The organism is Pseudomonas tensinigenes, assembly GCF_014268445.2.
GTDB lineage: Bacteria > Pseudomonadota > Gammaproteobacteria > Pseudomonadales > Pseudomonadaceae > Aquipseudomonas > Aquipseudomonas tensinigenes.
On record NZ_CP077089.1, the window covers coordinates 1,467,027 to 1,491,164 of the forward strand.

The 24,138-nt window shown below is 60.5% G+C and carries 21 protein-coding genes; 15 read left to right on the plus strand and 6 right to left on the minus strand.

All coding sequences use genetic code 11. The features are described from left to right. Positions 1–117: 117 nt before the first annotated feature. The 6 genes from HU718_RS06345 to HU718_RS06370 all read right to left on the minus strand — a co-directional run bounded on the left by HU718_RS06345 (position 118) and on the right by HU718_RS06370 (position 6,989). On the minus strand, positions 118–927 hold the full coding sequence (locus HU718_RS06345) for an ABC transporter permease (protein ID WP_038357783.1): 810 nt from the start codon (positions 925–927) through the stop codon (positions 118–120). Further along, positions 917–1,837, minus strand: coding sequence for an ABC transporter permease (locus HU718_RS06350; RefSeq protein WP_007908947.1), 921 nt, complete (start codon positions 1,835–1,837; stop codon positions 917–919). The genes HU718_RS06345 and HU718_RS06350 overlap by 11 nt, the downstream gene beginning before the upstream one ends. A 16-nt stretch (positions 1,838–1,853) precedes the next feature. Further along, entirely contained in the window at positions 1,854–2,891 is a 1,038-nt protein-coding gene (locus HU718_RS06355) for an ABC transporter ATP-binding protein (RefSeq protein ID WP_038357786.1), read from the minus strand. Positions 2,892–3,250: 359 nt separating this feature from the next. Further along, complete coding sequence (ydcS, locus tag HU718_RS06360; protein WP_186612450.1) at positions 3,251–4,402, minus strand: putative ABC transporter substrate-binding protein YdcS; 1,152 nt, start codon at positions 4,400–4,402, stop codon at positions 3,251–3,253. An 83-nt stretch (positions 4,403–4,485) separates the two neighbouring features. After that, the gene (locus tag HU718_RS06365) at positions 4,486–5,943 is read right to left on the minus strand and encodes a gamma-aminobutyraldehyde dehydrogenase (RefSeq protein ID WP_186612452.1); all 1,458 of its coding nucleotides are present in this window, start codon (positions 5,941–5,943) and stop codon (positions 4,486–4,488) included. 131 nt (positions 5,944–6,074) lie between these two features. Continuing rightward, the gene (locus HU718_RS06370; RefSeq protein WP_007949637.1) at positions 6,075–6,989 is read right to left on the minus strand and encodes a LysR family transcriptional regulator; all 915 of its coding nucleotides are present in this window, start codon (positions 6,987–6,989) and stop codon (positions 6,075–6,077) included. Between the two features lie 176 nt (positions 6,990–7,165). Here HU718_RS06370 and HU718_RS06375 point away from each other — a divergent pair, with 176 nt between their 5' ends. The 15 genes from HU718_RS06375 (at position 7,166) to HU718_RS06445 (ending at position 23,940) form a co-directional block, all read left to right on the plus strand. Further along, positions 7,166–7,888 (plus strand): tellurite resistance TerB family protein, encoded by a 723-nt coding sequence (locus HU718_RS06375; protein ID WP_134174846.1) that lies wholly within the window; start codon positions 7,166–7,168, stop codon positions 7,886–7,888. A 367-nt stretch (positions 7,889–8,255) separates the two neighbouring features. After that, positions 8,256–9,878: a methyl-accepting chemotaxis protein gene (locus HU718_RS06380; protein ID WP_150706049.1), complete on the plus strand. Its 1,623-nt coding sequence runs from the start codon at positions 8,256–8,258 to the stop codon at positions 9,876–9,878. After that, on the plus strand, positions 9,878–10,414 hold the full coding sequence (locus tag HU718_RS06385) for a chemotaxis protein CheW (protein ID WP_186612454.1): 537 nt from the start codon (positions 9,878–9,880) through the stop codon (positions 10,412–10,414). Before HU718_RS06380 ends, HU718_RS06385 begins: the two co-directional genes overlap by 1 nt. Further along, complete coding sequence (locus HU718_RS06390) at positions 10,411–11,682, plus strand: CheR family methyltransferase (protein ID WP_186612457.1); 1,272 nt, start codon at positions 10,411–10,413, stop codon at positions 11,680–11,682. The genes HU718_RS06385 and HU718_RS06390 overlap by 4 nt, the downstream gene beginning before the upstream one ends. Then, on the plus strand, positions 11,679–12,362 hold the full coding sequence (locus HU718_RS06395; RefSeq protein WP_150706052.1) for a chemotaxis protein CheW: 684 nt from the start codon (positions 11,679–11,681) through the stop codon (positions 12,360–12,362). The genes HU718_RS06390 and HU718_RS06395 overlap by 4 nt, the downstream gene beginning before the upstream one ends. Then, entirely contained in the window at positions 12,359–14,647 is a 2,289-nt protein-coding gene (locus HU718_RS06400; protein ID WP_186612459.1) for a hybrid sensor histidine kinase/response regulator, read from the plus strand. The genes HU718_RS06395 and HU718_RS06400 overlap by 4 nt, the downstream gene beginning before the upstream one ends. Further along, entirely contained in the window at positions 14,644–15,654 is a 1,011-nt protein-coding gene (locus HU718_RS06405; protein ID WP_095119324.1) for a chemotaxis response regulator protein-glutamate methylesterase, read from the plus strand. Before HU718_RS06400 ends, HU718_RS06405 begins: the two co-directional genes overlap by 4 nt. A gap of 48 nt (positions 15,655–15,702) precedes the next feature. Beyond that, complete coding sequence (locus tag HU718_RS06410; RefSeq protein WP_095126472.1) at positions 15,703–16,704, plus strand: response regulator; 1,002 nt, start codon at positions 15,703–15,705, stop codon at positions 16,702–16,704. Between the two features lie 310 nt (positions 16,705–17,014). Further along, a protein-coding gene (prfB, locus tag HU718_RS06415; protein WP_102900567.1) for a peptide chain release factor 2 occupies positions 17,015–18,110 on the plus strand; the annotation gives its coding sequence in 2 pieces (ribosomal slippage) (positions 17,015–17,086 and positions 17,088–18,110; 1,095 coding nt in all). Between the two features lie 114 nt (positions 18,111–18,224). Continuing rightward, positions 18,225–19,727 (plus strand): lysine--tRNA ligase, encoded by a 1,503-nt coding sequence (gene lysS, locus HU718_RS06420; RefSeq protein ID WP_095126473.1) that lies wholly within the window; start codon positions 18,225–18,227, stop codon positions 19,725–19,727. Positions 19,728–19,832: 105 nt separating this feature from the next. Further along, a complete protein-coding gene (locus HU718_RS06425) occupies positions 19,833–20,546 on the plus strand; it encodes a TetR/AcrR family transcriptional regulator (protein ID WP_095050372.1) in 714 nt (237 codons plus the stop codon). 155 nt (positions 20,547–20,701) lie between these two features. Continuing rightward, complete coding sequence (locus tag HU718_RS06430) at positions 20,702–21,256, plus strand: hypothetical protein (RefSeq protein ID WP_186612461.1); 555 nt, start codon at positions 20,702–20,704, stop codon at positions 21,254–21,256. 24 nt (positions 21,257–21,280) lie between these two features. After that, a complete protein-coding gene (locus HU718_RS06435; protein ID WP_150706056.1) occupies positions 21,281–22,558 on the plus strand; it encodes a flavohemoglobin expression-modulating QEGLA motif protein in 1,278 nt (425 codons plus the stop codon). A gap of 150 nt (positions 22,559–22,708) precedes the next feature. Then, entirely contained in the window at positions 22,709–23,614 is a 906-nt protein-coding gene (locus tag HU718_RS06440) for an alpha/beta hydrolase (protein WP_150731458.1), read from the plus strand. After that, positions 23,611–23,940, plus strand: a complete 330-nt coding sequence (locus HU718_RS06445) for a PA3694 family proteiin (RefSeq protein WP_122591285.1) — start codon at positions 23,611–23,613, stop codon at positions 23,938–23,940. Before HU718_RS06440 ends, HU718_RS06445 begins: the two co-directional genes overlap by 4 nt. The last annotated feature ends 198 nt before the right edge of the window (positions 23,941–24,138 follow it).

Below are 24,138 nucleotides of genomic sequence, written 5' to 3' on the forward strand. Positions count from 1 at the left end.
AACCCATGTAGGAGCTGCCGAAGGCTGCGATCTTTTGATCTTGATCATCAAAGCAACATCAAAAGATCGCAGCCTTCGGCAGCTCCTACACGGGATTCGGTTTCTTCAGTTATTCGGTTATTTGCCGCCGCTACCGGCCACGCTTTCGCCGCCGCGCGTCAGGTAATACGCGCCGAGAATCGGCAGCATCGTCACCATCATCACCAGCATGGCGACGACGTTGGTCACCGGCACATCCCGTGGCCGGCTCAGTTGATTGAGCAGCCACAACGGCAACGTGCGCTCATGCCCGGCGGTAAACGTGGTGACGATGATTTCGTCGAACGACAGCGCAAACGCCAACATGCCGCCGGCCAGCAACGCCGAGCCGAGATTGGGCAGGATGATGTAGCGAAAGGTCTGCCAGCCATCGGCGCCGAGGTCCATTGAGGCCTCAATCAAACTGTGCGAAGTACGGCGCAGGCGGGCGATGACGTTGTTGTAGACGATCACCACGCAGAAGGTCGCGTGGCCGACAATGATGGTGAACATCCCCGGCTCGATCCCCAGCGTCTTGAACGTCGCCAGCAGCGCGATCCCGGTGATGATCCCCGGCAGCGCGATCGGCAAAATCAGCATCAGTGAAATGCCTTGTTTGCCGAAGAAATCCCGGCGGTACAAAGCGGCCGATGCGAGCGTGCCGAGCACCATCGCAATCAACGTGGCGATGGCGGCGATTTGCAGCGACAGCTTGATCGACTCCAGAACATCCGGTCGCGAAAACGCCACGCTGAACCAGTGCAACGTGAAGCCCTTCGGTGGAAAGCTGAACGCGGCTTCCTCGGTGTTGAAGGCGTAAAGGAAGATGATCAGGATCGGGAAGTGCAGAAACACCAACCCGCCCCAAGCTGCGATCTTTAAGCCTAATGATGCTTTCTCAGAGTGCATCGAAAGCCCCCAGTCGTTTGACGATGGACAGGTAAACCGCGATCAACACAATCGGCACCAACGTGAACGCCGCCGCCATCGGCATGTTGCCGATCGCACCTTGCTGCGCGTAGACCATGCTGCCGACGAAGTAGCCCGGCGGCCCGACCAGTTGCGGCACGATGAAGTCGCCCAAGGTCAGCGAAAACGTGAAGATCGAACCGGCAGCAATCCCCGGAATCGACAGCGGCAAAATCACTTGCATAAAGGTCTGACGCGGCTTGGCACCAAGGTCAGCAGAGGCCTGCAACAGCGACGGCGGCAAACGTTCCAGCGACGCCTGAATCGGCAGGATCATGAACGGCAGCCAGATATAGACAAACACCATGAACCGCCCCAGATGCGAGGTCGACAAGGTGCTGCCGCCGACGCCGGGAATCCCCAGAATGAACTGCAACACCGGCTCCAGCCCCAAGTGCTGCACGAACCACTGCGCCACGCCGCCCTTGGCCAGCAGCAACGTCCACGCATAGGCCTTGACGATGTAACTGGCCCACATCGGCATCATCACCGCGATGTAGAAAAACGCCTTGGTTTTGCCCGTGGTGTAGCGCGCCATGTAATAGGCGATCGGGAACGCGACGATGGCGCTGGCGATCGACACGACAATGGCCATGCTCAGCGTGCGCAGGATGATGTCGAAGTTCGACGGTTGAAACAGCGCGGCGAAATTGGCCAGGGTCAGGTCAGGGGTGACCGCCATGGTGAAGTCGTCGAAGGTGTAGAAACCCTGCCACAACAGCACCAGCAGCGAGCCGAGGTAGATCGCGCCAAACCACAGCAGCGGCGGCACCAGCAGCATCGACAGATACAGGTTCGGCTTGCGGTAGAGCAGGTTGGAAAACCGGCGCAACGGCGGCGATGCAGTCATCGCGAGCGTGCTCATGTCACACCCCGCTCGTCACGGTGTCGTGCAACGGAATCATCGCTTCCCGCGCCCAACGTGCGCTCAGGCGTTGGCCAGTCTGGTGTTGCGCGCTGCTGTCGATCCATTGATTGTTGGCGTGGCTGATGCTCAGAGTCTGACCGTTTTCCAGCTTCAATTCATAACGCGTGGCGCTGCCCTGATACTGGATGTCGTGGAGCAGGCCGCTGACTTCGATTTCGTGACTGGCCAGCGGGCCTTCGGCAAAACGCACGTGTTCCGGGCGGATCGAAAACGGCTGCGGATGGCCGCTGATTTGGCGTGCCAGATCGCCACGAATCACGTTCGAGGTGCCGACGAATTCAGCGACAAATGTGGTGGTCGGCTTCATGTACAGATTGCGCGGTGTGTCGACCTGTTCGATGCGGCCCTTGTTGAACACGGCGACGCGATCGGACATCGACAGCGCTTCGGTTTGATCGTGGGTGACGAAGATGAAAGTGATGCCGAGTTGGCGTTGCAGCTTCTTCAGTTCGCTCTGCATTTGCTCGCGAAGCTTCAAGTCGAGCGCACCCAAAGGCTCATCGAGCAACAGCACGCGCGGACGGTTGACCAAGGCGCGGGCGAGGGCCACACGTTGGCGCTGACCGCCGGACAACTGCACCGGTTTGCGTGCGCCGTAACCGCCGAGGGCGACCATGTCCAAGGCTTCTTCGGCACGTTTATGCCGTTCGGTTTTGCCGACGCCTTTGACCTTCAAACCGTAGGCGACGTTGTCGAGGACGTTCATGTGCGGGAACAGCGCGTAATCCTGAAACACCGTGTTGACGTCACGTTGATACGGCGGCAACCCTGCCGCTTCGGCACCGTGGATACGGATCGAGCCGGCGCTCGGTTGTTCGAACCCGGCGATCAGGCGCAGGCAGGTGGTTTTGCCCGAGCCGGAAGGGCCGAGCATGGAAAAGAACTCGCCGTCCTCGATATCGATGGAGACCCGGTCAACGGCTTTTACTTCGCCGAACTGCCGGGAAACGTTGGTGAACTGGACTGCAAGCGTCATGGTGCGGTGCTCCAAAAAGGCGAAGGCCGTCGCAGCGGCCCTGTCTGGACTTCTTTCGAATGATCGTTCCCACGCTCTGCGTGGGAATGCATCACCGGACGCTCCGCGTCCATTTGCACGAGGTGACGCAGAGCGTCACAGGCTGCATTCCCACGCAGAGCGTGGGAACGATCGGCATCTAAAGGTGAATGCGATCTGCTTTTAGCTCCCTCTCCCTCCGGGAGAGGGCGGGGGGTGAGGGTGGCGGTTTCGGGCTTTACTCTGAGATCAAGGGCAAGGTCAAAAGCTACCCCCTCACCCCAGCCCTCTCCCCCAGGGGGGCGAGGGGGAAAGGGAGCTCGACCGAGTTGCTCTCGGGCTTAGCGTCCACCCATGATCGCGATGTAGTCCTGCGTCCAGCGGCTATACGGCACAAACTTGCCGCCTTCAGCCTGCGGGGTTTTCCAGAAGGCGATCTTGTCGAACTGGTCGAAGCCGTTGGTCTTGCAGCCTTCAGCGCCGAGCAATTCGCTCTCCTTGCACGCCGCCGGCACCGCTGGCAATGAACCAAACCACGCCGCCACATCACTCTGTACTTTTGGCTTCAGCGACCAGTCCATCCACTTGTACGCGCAGTTCGGGTGCTTGGCCTCGGCGTGCAACATGGTGGTGTCGGCCCAACCCGTGGCGCCTTCTTTCGGAATGGTCGAAGCAATCGGCTGCTTCTCGTTCATCAAACCATTGACCTGATACGGCCAGGCACTCGACGCCACCACGCCTTCGTTTTTGAAGTCGCTCATCTGCACCGTGGTGTCGTGCCAGTAGCGGTGGATCAGCGGCTGCTGCGCGCGCAACAGATCAAGCACGGCTTTGTACTGATCTTCGGTGAGTTGGTACGGATCCTTGATGCCCAGTTCAGGCTTGGTCGATTTCAGATAGAGCGCCGCGTCGGCGATATAAATCGGGCCGTCGTAAGCCTGCACGCGGCCTTTGTTCGGCTTGCCGTCGGGCAGATCCTGCGCGGAAAACACCACGCTCCAACTGCTCGGCGCGGTCTTGAATACGTTGCTGTTGTACATCAACACATTCGGGCCCCACTGGTATGGGGTGCCGTAAGTCTGGTTGTTGACCACGTACCACGGCGCGTCTTTCAGGCGCGGGTCGAGGGTGTTCCAGTTCGGGATCAACGCGGTGTTGATCGGTTGCACACGCTTGCCAACGATCAACCGCAGCGACGCATCGCCCGACGCGGTGACCAGGTCATAACCGCCCTTGGCCATCAGGCTGACCATTTCGTCGGAGGTTGCAGCGGTCTTCACATTGACCTTGCAGCCGGTTTCTTTTTCGAAACCGGTCACCCAGTCGTAGGCTTTATCGCTCTCGCCACGTTCGATGTAGCCCGGCCACGCAACGATATCCAGCTGACCTTCGCCAGCACCGACAGCCTTCAGTGGCTCTGCGGCTTGCAGGCTGGCGCTGGCCAGCAGGGCCGTGGTGATTGCACTGAGCAGTGCGGTCTTGTGCACGAACATGGTTGAACCCTCTTCTTTAAATTATGGTCGGGGCAGTTGTGAACGCGGTGAAGCATGCCGTTGACGGCTTGTTATTAGCGTAGTCAGAGATGCTGGCCGTGGCGGGCCATGATGTGCCGCACCACGCTGTAGTCCTGCAGCGAATCACTGGATAAGTCTTTGCCGTAACCGGAGCGCTTCAGCCCGCCGTGGGGCATTTCGCTGACCAGCATGAAATGGCTGTTGATCCAGGTGCAGCCGTACTGCAGGCGCGCCGCGACTTGCATCGCCTTGTCCAGATTCTGTGTCCAGACCGACGAGGCGAGGCCGTATTCGGAGTCGTTGGCCCAGTCGACGGCCTGCGCGAGTTCGTCGAAACGGGTCACGGTGACTACCGGGCCGAACACTTCGCGCTGGACGATTTCGTCGCTCTGTTTGCAACCGGCGAGCAACGTCGGTTGATAGTAGAAACCGGCGCCGGAATGCACCGCCGCACCGGTCACCCGTTCAATGTGCGGCTGACCGAGGGCGCGCTCGACGAAACTGGCGACGCGGTCGCGCTGACGGGTGCTGATCAGCGGGCCAATCTCGTTATCAGCGTCACGTTTGCCGGCGAAGCGCAGGCTGCTGACGGCGGCGCCGAGTTCGGCGACCAATTTGTCGTGAATCCCGGCCTGCGCGTAGATCCGGCAGGCGGCGGTGCAGTCCTGTCCGGCGTTGTAGTAACCGTAGGTGCGCACGCCATCGACCACGGCCTGGATGTCGGCGTCGTTGCAGACGATCACCGGGGCTTTGCCGCCGAGTTCAAGGTGCGTGCGTTTCAGGGTTTTCGCGGCGGCCTGGAGGATTTTCTGTCCGGTGACGATATCGCCGGTCAGCGAGACCATGCGCACTTTGGCGTGGCCGACCAAATGGCTGCCGACGCCTTCGCCGCCACCACAGATGATGTTGATCACCCCGCGCGGCAGGATTTCAGCCAGCGCTGGCGCCAGTGCGAGGATCGACAGCGGTGTGTGTTCGGACGGTTTGAACACCAGCGTGTTGCCGGCGGCGAGGGCCGGGGCGATTTTCCACGCGGCCATCATGATCGGGTAATTCCACGGCGCAATCGAGGCGACCACGCCAATCGGATCGCGCCGCACCATGCTGGTGTAGCCCGGCAGGTATTCGCCGCTCAACTGACCAGTCTGGCAACGCACCGCGCCGGCGAAGAAGCGGAATACATCGACGGTCGCGGTCAGATCGTCCTGACGCGCCAGGTGCAACGGCTTGCCGCAGTTCAGCGATTCGAGGCGGGCGAGGTGGTCGGCGTGTTTTTCGACGGCGTTGGCGATGTCGAGCAATAGGTTTGAACGTTGCTGCGGCGTGGTGCGCGACCATTCGGCGAAAGCGCGGTGGGCGGCGAGGATGGCGGCTTCGACTTGCTCGGTGCTGGCTTCGGCGATGTGCGTAAGGATTTCGCCGGTGGCCGGGTTGAGAATCGGCTCGACAAAACCTTCCCCGGCGACCAGTTCGCCATCGATCAACAACGCGGTACACATCGGGGTTTGCGCGCCAGCCATCTTCCGCGATCTCTTTTCTTGTGTGGCCATTGTTGCTCCCTGAAACCGGGAACCGACCGTCTTATAGATGCAGCAAGACTAGTGCGCGGCTCCGAGGTCGACAAATTCTAAATACTGAAGGCAGTATTCGATTAAATAGATGGCTTGCGTCCGCCGTGGGGTTGTTCGCGGGCCACGGTGAGGAATGGGTCGACCAGCGCCGGGCGCGCGGTGCCACGGCGCCAGGCCAGGCCGACGTCGAGGGTCTGGTTGAGGTCGGCGATTGGCCGCGCTTCGATGATGTCGCCTTCCAGTGACCACGGGCGGTAAGTCATGTCCGGCTGGATCGACACGCCCAAACCGGCGGCGACCAGACTTCGCACGGCTTCGGTGGACGCTGTTCTCAGAGTGATCTTCGGTTGCAGTCCGGAACCGCGCCAGAAACGCTGGGCATTGCGATCCATTTCATCGACGTTGAGTTGAATCAACGGTTCGCGGGCGACGTCGGCGAGATTGATGCTGTCGTGTTCCAGCAATGGGTGCTGCGCTGGCAGCCACAAACGGTGCGGCGAGTGGGTCAGCACTTCGGTCTGCAAGGCGTGGCGATCTTCCAGGTTGGAAAGGATCAACACGCCGACATCGATCTCGCCACTGACCAGCAAATGCTCGATGTAAGGGCGCTCGTCTTCCATCACGCGGATTTCGACGTTGGGATAGGCGCGTTGGAATCGTGTGAGCAAATCCGCCAGGTAATAACCGGCGACCAGACTGGTTACGCCGACGATCAACTGCCCGGCGACCTGATCGGTGCTCTGCTGAAGGCTGCGCTTGGCGTTGTCCACGGTCGCCAGAATCAGGTGCGCCTGGCGTAGGAACTGATGGCCTTGGTGCGTAAGGGTCATGCCCTTGGCGTGACGGCTGAACAGGCTGACGCCGATTTCCTCTTCCAGTTGCTGGATCGCCAGGGTCAGGGTCGATTGGGAAATGAATGCGGTTTGCGCGGCGGCGGAGATCGAGCCGGTCTCGGCCACGGCGATGAAGTGACGGATCTGACGCAGGGTCATCATGAAGAGGGTACCCAGTGGGCGGTTTTTATAGATTGGCCTGAGTGTATATCTATTTTCACGAAGGGCTTGGGCGTACTGAGCAACATCTGGAAGCACACTCGCAAGCAGGGCAGGGGCACTTTCGAACTAGGCTGAGGGCCTTATAGATCCGGATAACCCCTGTTTGGAGGCGGAACATGAACACCCGTGGATTGCTCGATCAACTGCTTAAATCTGGCCAGGATCTGTTGCAGAACAAGGCTGGCGGAACGCAGAACAAACCGGCTGCCGGTGGCTTAGGCGGTTTGCTCGGCGGCGCCTCTGGCTCCGGTGGCCTCGGCAGTCTGCTGTCAGGTGCAGGTGGTGGTGCATTGGCAGCAGGTGCGATGGGCTTGCTGCTTGGTAACAAGAAAGTGCGCAAGGTCGGCGGTAAAGTCGCGATTTATGGCGGTCTCGCGGCGCTGGGTGTGCTGGCGTACAAGGCTTACGGCAACTACAACGCGCAAAAGGGCACCGCCCCACAACGCGAACCGCAAACCCTCGACCGTTTGCCACCGGCACAAGCCGAGCAACACAGCCAGGCCATTCTCAAGGCGCTGGTCGCTGCTGCCAAAGCTGACGGCCATATCGATGACCGCGAACGTGAGCTGATCGAAGGCGAATTCACTAAACTCGACAACGATCAGGAGCTACAGCACTGGCTGCACGCCGAGCTCAACAAACCCCTGGACCCGACCGACGTCGCCCGTGCGGCGAGCACACCTGAGATGGCCGCGGAGATGTACATCGCCAGCGTGATGTTGGTGGATGAGGAGAACTTCATGGAGAAGAGTTATCTGGATGAACTGGCGCGGCAATTGAAGCTCGAGCCGGGGTTGAAGTCGGAGCTGGAGAAGCAGGTGCGGCTGGCCTCTGTGTAGAGACGGCGTGTTTTAACAATCGCAACCCCTGTGGGAGCGAGCCTGCTCGCGAAAGCGCCGGGCCAGACGACATCGATGTTGACCGTTCCGGCCTCTTCGCGAGCAGGCTCGCTCCCACAGGTTATTCCGGAGTGCACGGAGCCTGCTCGCGATGATGTTTCAGCCTCACTGCATACGCCATGGCCGATCTATCGCCTCCTTTTGCCAGTACCCCACTGGCACGATCACCTGCAATTGTCGGACAGTCCCACCCCAGAGCCCTCCCGCAAACCATGCCGGACGGGCCCGAGGGTTAAAAAGCGTCTTATAAATGAAACACCGCCCTCGGCTATACTCCCCGCATTTCGATCAGGCACGAGGAATCACTGTGAAGAACTGGACGTTGCGCCAACGCATTTTGGCGAGCTTTGCGGTGATTATCGCCATTATGTTGCTGATGGTCGTCGTCTCGTATTCGCGACTGTTGAAGATTGAAACCAGTGAAAACAGCGTGCGCGATGATGCGATTCCCGGCGTCTATTACAGTTCGATGATCCGTGGCGCCTGGGTCGACAGTTATCTGCAGACCCAAGAACTGCTCGGGCTCAAGGAAGGTCAGGGGATTTCCAGCGAGGACGCGGCCGACTACAAGGCCTTCGAGGCGCGTTTGCAGGAGCAGATGGCCAACTATCGCAAGACCATGGCGACCGACGAGGATCGTCTCGAGTTCGCCGCGTTCGAGAAGTACCACGACGCCTACATCCAGATTCAGGATGCCGTGCTGGACCTGCATAAACGCAATCTGGAAGCGGACGCGGTCAGGATGTTCCACGACAAGCTCACGCCTGCCTGGTATTCCGGGCGCATGAAGCTCAACGACATCATCGGCGAAAACAAGACAGTCGCCGATCAGGCCATGAACAATATCGACGATGCCGTTGCCGCAGCCAAAGTCAGCATGTTCATTTCCCTGTTGGTCGCTGTCCTCGCCGCCGGCCTCTGCGGTCTGTTGTTGATGCGCGCAATCATGGCGCCGATGAACCGCATCGTGCAGATCCTTGAAACCATGCGCACCGGCGATCTCAGTTCGCGTTTGAACCTCGACCGCAAAGACGAGTTCGGCGCCGTCGAAACCGGCTTCAACGACATGATGACCGAGCTGACCGCACTGGTTTCCCAGGCGCAGCGCTCGTCGGTGCAGGTGACCACCTCGGTGACCGAGATCGCCGCCACTTCCAAGCAACAACAAGCCACCGCCACCGAAACCGCCGCGACGACCACCGAGATTGGCGCGACGTCCCGTGAGATTGCGGCAACTTCGCGCGATCTTGTGCGCACCATGACCGAAGTGTCCACCGCCGCCGATCAGGCTTCGGTGCTCGCCGGCTCGGGCCAGCAAGGCTTGGCGCGCATGGAAGACACCATGCATTCGGTGATGGGCGCGGCCGATCTGGTCAACGCCAAACTGGCGATCCTCAATGAGAAGGCCGGCAACATCAACCAGGTGGTGGTGACCATCGTCAAGGTTGCGGACCAGACCAACCTGTTGTCGCTCAACGCGGCGATTGAAGCCGAGAAGGCCGGTGAATACGGTCGCGGTTTTGCCGTGGTCGCCACTGAAGTGCGGCGTCTGGCGGATCAGACCGCTGTTGCCACTTACGACATCGAACAGATGGTGCGCGAGATCCAGTCGGCGGTGTCGGCGGGTGTGATGGGCATGGACAAGTTCTCCGAAGAAGTGCGCCGTGGCATGTCCGAAGTGCAGCAGGTCGGCGAGCAGCTGTCGCAGATCATCCACCAAGTGCAGGCGCTGGCGCCGCGGGTGCTGATGGTCAACGAAGGCATGCAGGCTCAGGCCACCGGTGCCGAGCAGATCAACCATGCGCTGGTGCAGTTGGGTGACGCCAGCAGCCAGACCGTCGAGTCGTTGCGTCAGGCCAGTTTCGCCATCGACGAACTGAGCCAGGTGGCCGTCGGGCTGCGCAGCGGCGTTTCGCGATTCAAAGTCTGATGAGCGACATCATCGCCAAACGCAGCGCCGCGCAGGTGGCGAAGCCGGCGTTGTTCCTGCTGTTTCGCATCGGTAGCGAACGTTACGCCCTGCGCGCCACCGAGGTCGCGGAAGTGTTGCCGCGCCTGCCGTTGAAACCGATTGCGCGGGCGCCGCAGTGGGTTGCCGGTGTGTTCGCTTATCGCGGTGCGGTAGTCCCGGTAATCGACCTCAGCGCATTGACCTTTGGCCATCCCGCTCAGGCGCGTACCAGCACGCGTCTTGTTCTGGTCAATTACCAGCCTGATGAGTCGCAACCGGCGCAATGGCTCGGACTGATTCTGGAACAGGCCACCGACACGCTGCGCTGCCATCCTCATGAGTTTGCGCCCTACGGCCTCGACAACCGCGAGGCGCCTTACCTCGGCCCGGTGCGTGAAGATGCGCAGGGATTGGTGCAATGGGTACTGGTCGATGACTTGCTCGATGACGCCGTGCGTACTTTGCTGTTCCCCGATCCGCCGCTGAGTCCGGCGCAGCTTGAGGCGCAGGCATGAGCAGCGATCAGCGTTTTTTCGACTTTCTCAAGGAACGCATCGGTCTCGATGTGACGTCGGTCGGCCCGGCGATCATCGAGCGGGCCGTGCGCCAGCGCACAACGTTGTCGCAAGCGGCGCATGCCGATGAATATTGGCAGTTGCTGCAAGGCTCGCGGGATGAGCAACAGGCGTTGATCGAAGCGGTGATCGTCCCGGAAACGTGGTTTTTCCGTTACCCGGAATCCTTTGCCACGCTGGGCAAGCTGGCGCGCAATCGCCTCGCCGAGCTGAACAACATGCGTGCGCTGCGCATCCTCAGCCTGCCGTGCTCCACCGGCGAAGAACCCTATTCGATTGCCATGGCCTTGCTCGATGCCGGGCTTAAGCCGCATCAGTTCAAGGTCGATGGCATGGACGTCAGTCCGCTGTCGGTGGAGAAGGCGCGGCGTGCGCTGTATGGCAAAAACTCGTTTCGCGGTCAGGATCTGGACTTTCGCGAACGGCATTTCACGTCTGAGCAGGACGGCCATCGGGTCAACGAGAGCGTGCGTGAGCAAGTGCGTTTGCAGGTCGGCAATGTGCTCGATCCGACGTTGTTGGCCAGTGAGCCGGCGTTCGATTTCGTGTTTTGCCGCAATCTGTTGATCTATTTCGATCAGCCGACGCAAAAGCTGGTGTTCGAGGTGCTCAAGCGTCTGACTCATTTCGACGGCGTGCTGTTTATCGGCCCGGCCGAGGGCAGTTTGCTTGGACGCTTGGGCATGCGTTCGATCGGCATCCCGCAATCCTTTGCGTTCAGCCGCCACAGCGATCCGCACCCCGAACCGCTGCCGACACCCAAACCGATCGCGGTGCCGATCAGCCAACCGCAGCGCAGCACGCCGCCAGCGCCGGTGCGCAATCGACCGTTTGCCGCCGTAACGCCACTGCCAATCGCCAGCAAAAGCGCGAACCCGGACGCAGCGACCTTGCTGGCCAATATCGCCGCGCTGGCTAACGAAGGCAAAAGCGCCGAAGCCCGGGCTGCCTGCGAACAGTATCTGCGCAGTCATGAACCGGTGGCTCAGGTGTTTTACTGGCTCGGCTTGCTCAGCGATGTCGCCGGCCTGACCCTCGAAGCCCAAGGCTTTTATCGCAAAGCGTTGTATCTCGAACCGCAACATCCCGAAGCGTTGATGCACCTGGCCGCGCTGCTGCAGGCCCAGGGCGACAGCGTCGGTGCCAGACGATTGCAGGAGCGCGCCGCCCGCAGCGGGCGCACCACCGACAGTGAGCGTAAACGATGATCCCGTCCGACACCTTGAACGTCACCCACGAAGACGCCCGGGCCATCGATGATTGCTGGAACCGCATCGGCATCCATGGCGACAAGTCCTGCCCGCTGCTGGAAGAGCACATTCATTGCCGCAATTGCTCGGTGTATTCCGCCGCTGCCACGCGCCTGCTCGACCGTTATGCGTTGCAGCAGGACGAGCGCGACCCGGTGGCGACCGCCGTGGAAAGCGATGTGAAAACCCGTTCGTTGCTGATGTTCCGTCTCGGCGAAGAATGGCTGGGGCTCGCGACGCGCAGCCTCGTTGAAGTGGCGCCGCTGCAGGCGATTCACTCGTTGCCGCACCAGCGCTCGCGCGCCTTGCTCGGCGTGGCCAATGTGCGTGGCGCGCTGGTGGCGTGCCTGTCGCTGGTTGAGTTGCTTGATCTGGATGGCAACGCTGCGCCAGCCAATGGCGCGCGCATCATGCCGCGTATGCTGATCATCGCCGCCCATGGCGGGCCAGTCGTGGTGCCGGTGGATGAGGTCGACGGTATTCATGCCATCGACGAGCGCATCCTTGATGCAGCGTCGCAATCCGGGGCGCAGGCCAGCGCCAAATACACCCGTGGTGTTCTGCAATATCGCGGTCGCAGCCTGCGTTGGCTGGATGAAGAACAGCTGTTGTCCGCCGTGACCCGGAGCCTCACATGACCCCCGAGCAAATGCGCGACGCCTCGCTGCTGGAGTTGTTCAGCCTCGAAGCCGAAGCGCAGACCCAAGTACTCAGCGCCGGGTTGCTGGCGCTGGAGCGCAACCCGACCCAGGCCGATCAGTTGGAATCGTGCATGCGCGCGGCGCACTCGCTCAAAGGTGCGGCGCGGATTGTCGGCATCGACAGCGGCGTCAGCGTCGCCCATGTTATGGAAGATTGCCTGGTCAGTGCGCAGGAAGGACGGTTGTTGCTGCGGCCCGAGCATATCGATGCGTTGTTGCAGGGCACCGATTTGCTGATGCGCGTTGCTACGCCGACGAATGCGCCGCAGCCGAGTGATATCGACGCTTACGTGGCGTTGATGGCGAGTTTGCTCGATCCGTCGACGCCAGCGGCAACGCTGATTGCACCGCCGATGGCCGAGTTGCAACTTCAAGCGCCGTCGGTCTTTGAACCCGCGCCAGCTCCTATCATGGACGCGCCGGTTGAGCCTTCCGAGCCGACGTCCCGCAAAAGCAAACGCACCACCGAAGGTGGCGAACGCGTCTTGCGCGTTACCGCCGAGCGCCTGAACAGCCTGCTCGATCTGTCGAGCAAATCGCTGGTGGAAACCCAGCGCCTCAAGCCGCATTTGGCGACCATGCAGCGTCTCAAGCGCATGCAGAACAACGGCCTGCGCGCGCTGGAAAACCTCAACGTGCACCTCAAGGAACATGCGTTGAGCCTTGAAGCGCTGGAAGCCTTGGAGGACGCGCGCCGTTTGCTCGCCGAATCCCAGCAACTGCTGAGCGAGAAAAACGCCGAACTCGACGAATTCGCCTGGCAGGCCAGCCAGCGCGCGCAAGTGCTCTACGACACCGCGCTGGCGTGCCGCATGCGGCCCTTCGCCGATGTGCTCACCGGTCAAGTGCGCATGGTGCGGGATCTGGGCCGCAGCCTTGGCAAACAGGTACGCCTGGAGATCGAAGGCGAGAAAACCCAGGTCGACCGCGACGTGCTGGAGAAACTCGAAGCACCGCTGACGCATTTGCTGCGCAACGCCGTTGATCACGGCATCGAAACCCCTAAGCAGCGTCTGCTCAAAGGTAAATCAGAAGAGGGCCTGATCCGCCTGCGCGCCTCGCATCAGGCCGGTCTGCTGGTGCTGGAACTGAGCGATGACGGCAATGGCGTCGACCTGGAGAAGGTCCGCCGCAGCATCGTCGAGCGGCAGTTATCCCCAGCCGAAACCGCAGCGCAGCTAAGCGAAGAGGAGCTGCTGACCTTCCTCTTTTTGCCCGGTTTCAGCCTGCGCGACACCGTCACCGAAGTGTCCGGTCGCGGCGTTGGCCTCGATGCCGTTCAACACATGGTTCGCCAACTGCGCGGTGCGGTGGTGCTGGAGCAGACGGCGGGCGAGGGCAGTCGCTTTCATCTGGAAGTGCCGTTGACCTTGTCGGTGGTGCGCAGTCTGGTGGTGGAAGTTGGCGAAGAGGCCTACGCCTTCCCGCTGGCGCACATCGAACGCATGTGCGATCTGGCGCCGGAGGACATCGTGCAGGTCGAAGGCCGTCAGCATTTCTGGCACGAAGGCCAGCACGTCGGGCTGGTTGCGGCCAGCCAGTTGCTCAACCGCCCGGCCAGCCAGAACAGCGGCGAAACCCTTAAAGTCGTGGTGATCCGTGAGCGCGATGCGGTTTACGGGGTTGCCGTGGAGCGCTTTATTGGCGAACGCACATTGGTGGTCTTGCCACTCGATGAGCGTCTGGGCAAAGTGCAGGATATCTCCGCTGGCGCCTTGCTCGACGACGGCTCGGTGGTGCTGATCGTCGACGTTGAAGACATGCTGCGTTCGGTGGACAAACTGCTCAATACCGGTCGCCTCGAGCGCATCGCCCGTCATGGCAATCAGGCCGCCGAGTCGGCGCGCAAGCGGGTGCTGGTGGTCGACGACTCGCTGACCGTGCGCGAGCTGCAACGCAAACTGCTGCTCAATCGCGGCTACGACGTCGCGGTGGCGGTGGACGGCATGGACGGTTGGAACGCGCTGCGTTCGGAGGACTTCGATTTGCTGATCACCGACATCGACATGCCGCGCATGGACGGCATCGAACTGGTCACGCTGCTGCGTCGCGACAACCGTCTGCAATCGCTGCCGGTGATGGTCGTGTCGTACAAGGATCGCGAAGAGGATCGTCGCCGTGGCCTCGATGCCGGCGCTGACTATTATTTAGCCAAAGCCAGTTTTCATGACGACGCCCTGCTCGACGCAGTGGTCGAGCTTATCGGAGGAGCGCGGGCATGAAGATCGCAATCGTCAACGACATGCCCATGGCGGTCGAGGCCCTGCGCCGGGCGCTGGCTTTCGAGCCGGCGCATCAGGTGGTCTGGGTTGCCCGCAACGGTGCCGAGGCGGTGCAACTGTGCGCCGAAAACACCCCCGATCTGATCCTCATGGATCTGATCATGCCGGTGATGGACGGCGTCGAAGCCACCCGGCGGATCATGGCTGAAACCCCGTGTGCCATTGTCATCGTGACCGTCGACCGCCAGCAGAACGTGCACCGTGTCTTCGAAGCCATGGGCCACGGCGCGCTGGACGTGGTCGATACCCCCGCCCTCGGCGCGGGCAATGCGCAGGAAGCGGCGGCGCCGTTGCTGCGCAAGATCCTCAATATTGGCTGGCTGATCGGCGACAAAGCGCCGCGCTCACGTCCCGCGCCGACGCCGCCGCGCAGTTCGGGTTCGCGCCAGCGGCTGGTAGCGATCGGTTCATCCGCAGGCGGGCCGGCGGCGCTGGAGATGCTGCTCAAAGGCTTGCCCAAGGATTTCTCGGCAGCCATTGTGCTGGTGCAGCACGTCGATCAAGTGTTTGCTGCCGGCATGGCCGAATGGCTGGCCAGCGCCAGCGGCCTCGATGTAAGGCTCGCCCGCGAAGGCGAACCGCCACAGGCCGGCGCAGTGCTGCTGGCCGGGACCAACCACCATATTCGCTTGTTGAAAAACGGCACGCTGGCCTACACGGCCGAGCCGGTCAACGAAATCTATCGGCCCTCGATCGATGTGTTTTTCGAGAGTGTCGCCAGTTATTGGAATGGCGACGCCGTCGGGGTTTTATTGACCGGGATGGGGCGTGACGGCGCGCAAGGGCTTAAGCTCATGCGCCAACAGGGTTATCTGACCATCGCGCAGGATCAGCAAAGCAGTGCGGTGTACGGCATGCCCAAGGCCGCTGCGGCCATTGATGCCGCCGTAGAAATACGTCCACTGGAAAGAATAGCGCCACGATTGCAGGAGATTTTCCCCAAATGATCAGGTCAATCCGCAATCCTGGCCCCCGCAGTACTCAGGTGACCGCCCATGAATGACTTACAGATCGACGACATTAAAACCGACGAAAACGCCGCCATGGTGTTGTTGGTGGACGATCAGGCGATGATCGGCGAAGCGGTGCGCCGTGGGCTGTCGAATCAGGAAAATATCGACTTTCACTTCTGCTCCGACCCGCAGCAGGCTATTGCCCAGGCGGTGCGGATCAAACCAACGGTGATTCTCCAGGACCTGGTGATGCCCGGCCTCGATGGCCTGAGCCTGGTGCGCGAATACCGCAATCACCCGGCGACCAAGGACATCCCGATCATCGTCCTGTCGACCAAGGAGGACCCGCTGATCAAAAGCGCGGCGTTCTCGGCCGGGGCCAACGATTATCTGGTGAAGCTGCCGGACACCATCGAACTGGTGGCGCGCATCCGCTATCACTCGCGCTCGTACATGACGTTGTTGCAGCGCGACGCGGCATATCGCGCGCTGCGGGTCAGCCAGCAGCAATTGCTCGACACCAATCTGGTGCTGCAACGGCTGATGAACTCCGATGGCCTGACCGGGCTGTCCAATCGCCGCCATTTCGACGAGTACCTGGAACTGGAGTGGCGCCGCTCGCTGCGGGATCAGAGTCAGTTGTCGCTGTTGATGATCGACGTCGATTACTTCAAGTCCTACAACGACAGCTTTGGCCATGTTGAAGGTGATGAGGCGTTGCGCAAGGTCGCCACGGCGATCCGCGAGGCCAGCGCACGACCGTCGGATCTGCCGGCGCGTTATGGTGGTGAGGAGTTTGTGCTGGTGCTGCCGAACACCTCGCCGGGCGGCGCGCGGCTGGTGGCGGAGAAACTGCGCCAGACCGTGGCCTCGCTGAAAATTCCGCACAACACCCCGGCGGAAGGGGCGAGCCTGACGATCAGTATTGGTCTGGCGACCATGGTGCCGCAGGCGGGTAGTGATTGCCGGTTGCTGATTTCAGCGGCGGATCGTGGCTTGTACCTGGCGAAGAACAGTGGGCGTAATCAGGTCGGAATCGAGTAGCGGCTGACCCTCACCCCATCCCTCTCCCGGAGGGAGAGGGGGCCGACCGAGGTGTCTTGGGTTCTGCATCGACCTGAAAGACCTCGGCGATTATGGATCTGTAAGCGTGGCGATCATGGATTCGGCAAAGCCCTTTCACGTCGGCGTACCTCTCAAATATCCCCCGATCGGTCCCCTCTACCTCTGGGAGAGGGTTAGGGTGAGGGCAAAGGCTTTAATGATCCCCGTAGCCGCCAGACGGGCTGCCGTCACAGCCTGATTACGTTATACTCGCCGGCTTTCAAAAGTTCGCCAACGAGTGCTGCCCGTCATGGAAATCAACCCGATCCTGAACACCATCAAGGACCTGTCCGAGCGCTCCGAAACTATTCGGGGGTATCTTTGACTACGATCAAAAGCATGAGCGTCTGACTGAGGTCAATCGCGAGCTTGAAGATCCGAGCGTCTGGAACAAACCTGAATACGCCCAGGAACTGGGCCGCGAGCGCGCCGCGCTGGCACAGATCGTCGATACCCTCGACGAACTGAACGGCGGTCTGGCCGATTGCCGCGACCTGCTGGACATGGCCGTCGAAGAAAACGACGAAGGCGCAGTGGGCGATGTCGTCGCCGAGCTGGCCCGTCTCGAGGAAAATCTGGCCAAGCTGGAATTCCGCCGCATGTTCAGCCATGAAATGGACCCGAACAACGCCTACCTGGACATCCAGGCCGGTTCCGGCGGCACCGAGGCCCAGGACTGGGCCAACATCCTCCTGCGCATGTACCTGCGCTGGGCGGATAAACGCGGTTTCGACGCGACCATCATGGAACTGTCGGCCGGTGAAGTCGCCGGTATCAAAGGCGCGACCGTGCACATCAAGGGCGAATACGCCTTTGGCTGGTTGCGTACCGAGATCGGCGTGCACCGTCTGGTGCGCAAGAGCCCGTTCGACTCCGGCAACCGTCGCCACACCTCGTTCTCCGCGGTTTTCGTCTCGCCAGAGATCGACGACAAGGTCGAAATCGAAATCAACCCGGCAGACCTGCGGATCGACACCTATCGTTCCTCCGGTGCCGGTGGTCAGCACGTAAACACCACCGACTCGGCCGTACGTATCACTCACGTACCGACCAACACCGTGGTCAGCTGCCAGAACGAACGTTCCCAGCACGCCAACAAGGACACCGCCATGAAAATGCTGCGGGCCAAGTTGTACGAGCAGGAAATGCAGAAACGCAACGCCGCGTCGCAAGCGCTGGAAGACACCAAGTCCGATATCGGCTGGGGTCACCAGATCCGCTCGTACGTGCTCGATGCGTCGCGGATCAAGGATCTGCGCACCAACATCGAACGCAGCGACTGCGACAAGGTACTCGACGGTGATATCGACGAATACCTGTATGCCAGCCTGAAGTCCGGGCTGTAAAAGACGCATTACAGGGTCGGCTGATTCAAACCGATCCCTGTAGGAGCCAGCCCTGCTGGCGATCCCCGGGCCGGCAGGCCTGGGGGCAACGAACCTGATGGAATATCTAAAGACATGAGCGACCAACAACTCGACCCGCAAGCCCTGCAACAGGAAGAAAACTCCCTGATCGCCCTGCGCAAGGAAAAGCTGGCTGCCGAGCGCGCCAAGGGCAACGCCTTCCCGAACGACTTCCGCCGCGAAAACTACTGCGATGCACTGCAGAAACAGTACGCGGACAAGACCAAGGAAGAGCTGGCAGAGGCTGCAATCCCGGTCAAGGTTGCCGGTCGCATCATGCTCAACCGTGGCTCGTTCATGGTGATCCAGGACATGACCGGTCGCATCCAGGTTTACGTCAACCGTAAAACCCTGTCGGAAGACACCCTGGCCGCGGTGAAAACCTGGGACATGGGCGACATCATTGCCGCCGAAGGCACCCTGGCGCGTTCCGGCAAGGGCGACCTGTACGTTGAAATGACCAGCGTGCGTCTGCTGACCAAATCGCTGCGCCCGCTGCCGGACAAGCACCACGGCCTGACCGACACCGAACAGCGCTACCGTCAGCGCTACGTTGACCTGATCGTCAACGACGAAGTGCGTCAGACCTTCCGCGTGCGTTCGCAAGTCATCGCGCACATCCGCAGCTTCCTGATGAAGCGCGACTTCCTCGAAGTCGAAACGCCGATGCTGCAGACCATTCCGGGCGGCGCTGCTGCCAAGCCGTTCGAAACCCACCACAACGCGCTGGACATGGAAATGTTCCTGCGTATCGCGCCTGAGCTGTACCTCAAGCGCTTGGTAGTCGGCGGTTTCGAGAAAGTCTTCGAGATCAATCGCAACTTCCGTAACGAAGGCGTTTCGACGCGTCACAACCCGGAATTCACCATGTTGGAGTTCTACCAGGCTTACGCCGACTATGAAGACAACATGGACCTGACCGAAGAACTGTTCCGTGAACTGGCGCAGCTGGTACTGGGCAGCACCGACGTGCCGTACGGCGACAAGGTGTTCCACTTCGGCGAGCCGTTCGTGCGTCTGTCGGTGTTCGACTCGATCCTCAAGTACAACCCTGAGCTGACCGCCGATGATCTGAACGACATCGACAAGGCCCGCGCCATCGCCAAGAAGGCCGGCGCCAAGGTGCTGGGCTTCGAAGGTCTGGGCAAGCTGCAGGTGATGATTTTCGAAGAGCTGGTCGAGCACAAGCTGGAGCAGCCGCACTTCATCACTCAGTACCCGTTCGAAGTGTCGCCGCTGGCCCGTCGCAACGACGACAACCCGAACGTCACCGACCGCTTCGAGCTGTTCATCGGTGGCCGTGAAATCGCCAACGCCTACTCCGAGTTGAACGACGCGGAAGACCAGGCCGAGCGCTTCATGGCGCAGGTGGCCGACAAGGACGCCGGCGACGACGAAGCCATGCACTACGACGCCGACTTCGTTCGCGCGCTGGAGTACGGCATGCCGCCAACGGCCGGTGAAGGCATCGGCATCGATCGTCTGGTGATGTTGCTGACCAACTCGCCGTCGATCCGCGATGTGATCCTGTTCCCGCACATGCGACCGCAAGCGTAAACGTTTCAGTTAAAAAGCCGCCTAAAACAGGCGGCTTTTTATTGCCTGTCTGGTACAAATGTATCAATTGGTTAATTTTGCAATAGCAGAGGAAGTTCTGTCGTGATGGGTGCAATAGCTCAAGAGGGTGCAGCGGGTATCGCCACTGCGGTCGCTGAAAGTGTTCAGTACCAGGGTCGCAAGGCCAGCCGACAGGGCAGTGAGCAGCGTCGACAGGACATTCTCGATGCAGCGATGCGTATTGTCGTGCGTGACGGCGTGCGTGCCGTGCGCCACCGTGCAGTGGCCGCCGAGGCCGGAGTGCCGCTGTCGGCGACCACCTACTACTTCAAGGACATCGATGACCTGCTCACCGATACCTTCGCCCAATACGTTGAACGCAGCGCGGCGTACATGGCCAAGTTGTGGGTCAACAATGAAGGTCTGTTGCGTGACATGGTCGTTAGTGGTGACGGCAGCCCCGAATCGCGCTCGCAACTGGCCGACGACATTGCGCGGTTGATGGCCGACTATGTTCACCGGCAATTGGTTAACCGGCGCGAGCATTTGATGGCTGAGCAGGCGTTCCGTCAGGAAGCGCTGCTCAACCCGCGTCTGGCAATTCTGGTGCGCTCGCATCAGCAGATTCTGTTGCAGGGCACCTGCCAGTTGTTTCAGGTATTGGGCTCGCGTGAACCGCAACAGGATGCCAAGGTGTTGACGGCGATTATCGGACGGATGGAATATCAGGGCCTGCTCAACGACGCCGAGCCTTTGGCCGAAGAGGACATGCTCGGTATTCTGACGCGGTATATGCACCTGGTGCTTGCGTCGGTGTAATCGGTTGTTGCTTCACCCTGTGGGAGCGAGCCTGCTCGCGAATGCGGTCTGACATTCAACATCTTTGTTGCCTGACACACCGCTTTCGCGAGCAGGCTCGCTCCCACAGGATAATGTGGCGATGTTCAGGGCCGTGTGTTCATAGGGAGTATTGAATGAAAGCCTGGCGTGGCGCGTTGATCGCCTTGTCGTTCCTGCTGCTCAGTGGCTGTCTGGTGACCTTCAAGGAGCCGCTGACCGCCAGTGACCCGGCGCCCAAAGGCCTGCTCGGCAAATGGTCGAGCACCAACGCCTGGGGCGAGCCGATGAACCTTGAGCTGACGCGATTGGGCAACGATCGCTATCAGGCCGTTACGTACTTCAAGGCCAAACCCCACGAACGCGAAGCCTATCCGTTCACCGTGTCGCGCCACGGCAACCGCTGGTATCTGTCGGCGAAAGTCCCGGCGCAGTACGGTGGCCACTTCACCATCGCTGGTTTCGAGCTCACCGACAAACACGAACTGGTGGTCTACAACCTCGATCTCGAACAGATCAATCAAGCGATCAAGCAAAAAGCCCTCGACGGTCAAGCCTTCCAGACCGACGATGGCGACGGCGTGCATGTCGACAGCAACCTCGACAAGGTCTTTGCTTACCTCGACGATCCGGCCAATTCCGATGTCTTCGTTGAAGCCGTGCGCTACCAGCGCCAGGCCCGCACCAAATAATTCAGTGTTCTACAGGAGTTTCGGGTGGACGATTACCAGCAGTCGATACGCATATTGTCCGACCGCATTGTGCTGGCGCAGACACCGATCCGTGTGCTCGACGCGGTCAAGTGGGATGAGAATATCCGCAAGGGCTTCCTCAAGGCCAAAGGCAAGGAAATGCCGGCGGTGGATCGCGACTACTACCTCAATCGACCGCTGAGTTTCGACTCGAGCAAGGTCAAACTGGAATTCCAGAACATCGAGCGCGACATCACCCGCCAGCTCGGCCAGTTCAACCCGGTCGGGCAGATCATGCGGCGCATGTGCAAGGAATACCGCATGGTGGTGCGCATGCTCGAAGCGCGCGGCACCGAGGATTTCGGCCTGATCTCGCAAGAGTTGTACGGGGCTGCGTCCGATGCCTTTCACGCCGGTGACCCGACGTTGGCCGACCTCGGCCTGATGATGTCCGACTACCTGAACAACATCGATGGCCGAGGCGATCTGAAAGACGAGCCGAAAACCCTCACCGCCAAAGACGCTGTGCACTTGCTGCAAACCCGTCTGAACAAGGTCTTTGGCGAGGCCGAGGAAACCATTCGCGTGTTCGAGTCTGACGGCATCGTCGCCGACGCGGCGGCCGGCGCGGACTACATCAAGATCCGCACCGACGCGATGTTCAACGATCGTGATGTGCGCGCGCTGGAAGTCCACGAAGGTCTGGTCCATGTGGGCACTACGCTCAACGGGCTGAACCAGCCGATCTGCACCTTCCTGTCCAAAGGCCCACCGTCGTCGACGGTGACCCAGGAAGGCCTGGCGATCCTGATGGAAATCATCACCTTCGCCTCCTACCCGAGCCGCCTGCGCAAATTGACCAACCGCACCCGCGCCATCCACATGGTCGAGGAGGGCGCGGACTTCTTGCAGATCTTCGAGTTCTTCCGCGAGCAGGGCTTCGAGATGGCGGAAAGTTACGGCAACGCCAGTCGGGTTTTCCGTGGATCTACGCCGACCGGTCTGCCATTCACCAAAGACTTGTCCTACCTCAAGGGCTTTATCATGGTTTACAACTACATTCAGTTGGCCGTGCGTAAGGGCAAACTTGAGCAGATCCCGTTGTTGTTTTGTGGCAAGACCACGCTGGAAGACATGCGGACCTTGCGTCAGTTGGTGGATGAAGGACTGGTGGTGGCGCCGAAATACTTGCCGGATCAGTTCCGCGATTTGAATGCGTTGTCGGCGTGGATGTGCTTCTCCAACTTCCTCAATCATTTGAGCCTGGACCGGATCGAAGCGGATTACTCCAATATTCTCTGAATAACCAATATCCCCTGTGGGAGCGAGCCTGCTCGCGAATGCGATTTCACATTCAACATTAATGTTGGCTGACACACCGCTTTCGCGAGCAGGCTCGCTCCCACAGTTTCGATTTGTGTCTGACTCCCTATTTCTGCGAGGTTTCACCGGATGAGAATCCTCGGCATCTTCTGCCTGCTCCTGACCCTCGGCGGTTGCAGTTCGCTGTTGTTCTACCCCGAGCCGGGCCAGATCTTTACCCCGGAAAAAGCCAAGCTCGAATACCGCACCGTCACCCTGGTCACGGCGGATGGCTTGGAGCTCAATGCCTGGTGGCTGCCGGCCAAATCCGGCGTCGAGGTCAAAGGTACCGTCCTGCATTTGCACGGCAACGGCGGCAACCTGCCGATGCATTTGGGCGGGAGCTGGTGGCTACCGAAAAACGGCTATCAAGTGTTGTTGGTCGACTATCGTGGTTATGGCTTATCTGAGGGCGAGCCGAGTTTGCCGGCGATCTATCAGGACATTGATACCGCTTTTGCGTGGCTGGACAGGGCGCCGGAAGTCAAAGGCAAGCCGCTGATTCTGCTCGGTCAGAGCCTCGGCGGTTCGATGGCCGTGCATTGGCTGGTGCAGCATCCCGAGCGACAGAAGCAGCTCAAGGCTTTGGTGCTCGACGGCGTGCCCGCCAGTTACCGCAGCGTCGGCCAGTATGCGCTGAGCACTTCTTGGCTGACCTGGCCATTTCAGGTGCCGCTGTCGTGGCTGGTGCCGGACGGCGACAGCGCGATCAACTCGATGCCGCAGCTCAACGGCGTGCCGAAACTGATCTTCCACAGCATCGACGATCCACTGGTACCACTGTCTAACGGCATCCGTCTGTATCAGGCTGCGCCGCCACCGCGCGTGCTGCAACTGACCCGTGGCGGCCATGTGCAGACCTTCGGTGACCCGGTGTGGCGCCAAGTCATGCTGCGTTATCTGGATGATCCCGAGCACTTCAACGGCCTGCGCCGTCTCGGCGAAATCCCCAATTACCCGACACCCCCGAATTCTGAAGATGAGAGCCCGCAATGAGTGAAGAACGTAACGCCATCCCGCTGATCATCACCGGTATCTGCAGCATCCTCGGCACCGTCGGGGCGCTGTGGTACTACGGCTACCTGCACTTCGCCAAACCCGAGGATGCGTTGCTGCTCAACGAATTCACCATGCTCAAGACCGTGCCCGGCGAAGACTACAAAGTCTCGCTGGACCCGGCACCGCAAGTGGCGCAGTGCATTGATGGGGTGCTGGTGTTGTTCGATACCGAGCAGAAAGGTCTGACAGGTGTGTTGATCAATGCGCAGAAAAAAGCCGTGCGTTGCATGGGCGAGGAGACTCCGCAGAAGCTTGAGCAGTGATTCTGCAGGACAAGCCCTCACCCTAACCCTCTCCCAGAGGGAGAGGGGACTGAGCGAGGTGTCTTTCGCTATACGCCGACCTGAAAGATTGCGTTGATTATGGATTCGGCGAAGCACTTTCAGGTCGACGCAGCTATCGAGCATCCCCCAATCGGCTCCCTCTCCCTCGGGAGAGGGCTGGGGTGAGGGGCTGCGATT

What these genes read in the sequence shown, in the direction of transcription:
- HU718_RS06345 (WP_038357783.1), bottom strand. Translation starts at nt 927, where the DNA reads ATGCACTCTGAGAAAGCATCATTAGGCTTAAAGATCGCAGCTTGGGGC.
- HU718_RS06350 (WP_007908947.1), bottom strand. Translation starts at nt 1,837, where the DNA reads ATGACTGCATCGCCGCCGTTGCGCCGGTTTTCCAACCTGCTCTACCGC.
- HU718_RS06355 (WP_038357786.1), bottom strand. Translation starts at nt 2,891, where the DNA reads ATGACGCTTGCAGTCCAGTTCACCAACGTTTCCCGGCAGTTCGGCGAA.
- ydcS (WP_186612450.1), bottom strand. Translation starts at nt 4,402, where the DNA reads ATGTTCGTGCACAAGACCGCACTGCTCAGTGCAATCACCACGGCCCTG.
- HU718_RS06365 (WP_186612452.1), bottom strand. Translation starts at nt 5,943, where the DNA reads ATGGCTGGCGCGCAAACCCCGATGTGTACCGCGTTGTTGATCGATGGC.
- HU718_RS06370 (WP_007949637.1), bottom strand. Translation starts at nt 6,989, where the DNA reads ATGATGACCCTGCGTCAGATCCGTCACTTCATCGCCGTGGCCGAGACC.
- HU718_RS06375 (WP_134174846.1), top strand. Translation starts at nt 7,166, where the DNA reads ATGAACACCCGTGGATTGCTCGATCAACTGCTTAAATCTGGCCAGGAT.
- HU718_RS06385 (WP_186612454.1), top strand. Translation starts at nt 9,878, where the DNA reads ATGAGCGACATCATCGCCAAACGCAGCGCCGCGCAGGTGGCGAAGCCG.
- HU718_RS06390 (WP_186612457.1), top strand. Translation starts at nt 10,411, where the DNA reads ATGAGCAGCGATCAGCGTTTTTTCGACTTTCTCAAGGAACGCATCGGT.
- HU718_RS06395 (WP_150706052.1), top strand. Translation starts at nt 11,679, where the DNA reads ATGATCCCGTCCGACACCTTGAACGTCACCCACGAAGACGCCCGGGCC.
- HU718_RS06400 (WP_186612459.1), top strand. Translation starts at nt 12,359, where the DNA reads ATGACCCCCGAGCAAATGCGCGACGCCTCGCTGCTGGAGTTGTTCAGC.
- HU718_RS06405 (WP_095119324.1), top strand. Translation starts at nt 14,644, where the DNA reads ATGAAGATCGCAATCGTCAACGACATGCCCATGGCGGTCGAGGCCCTG.
- HU718_RS06410 (WP_095126472.1), top strand. Translation starts at nt 15,703, where the DNA reads ATGAATGACTTACAGATCGACGACATTAAAACCGACGAAAACGCCGCC.
- lysS (WP_095126473.1), top strand. Translation starts at nt 18,225, where the DNA reads ATGAGCGACCAACAACTCGACCCGCAAGCCCTGCAACAGGAAGAAAAC.
- HU718_RS06425 (WP_095050372.1), top strand. Translation starts at nt 19,833, where the DNA reads ATGGGTGCAATAGCTCAAGAGGGTGCAGCGGGTATCGCCACTGCGGTC.
- HU718_RS06430 (WP_186612461.1), top strand. Translation starts at nt 20,702, where the DNA reads ATGAAAGCCTGGCGTGGCGCGTTGATCGCCTTGTCGTTCCTGCTGCTC.
- HU718_RS06440 (WP_150731458.1), top strand. Translation starts at nt 22,709, where the DNA reads ATGAGAATCCTCGGCATCTTCTGCCTGCTCCTGACCCTCGGCGGTTGC.
- HU718_RS06445 (WP_122591285.1), top strand. Translation starts at nt 23,611, where the DNA reads ATGAGTGAAGAACGTAACGCCATCCCGCTGATCATCACCGGTATCTGC.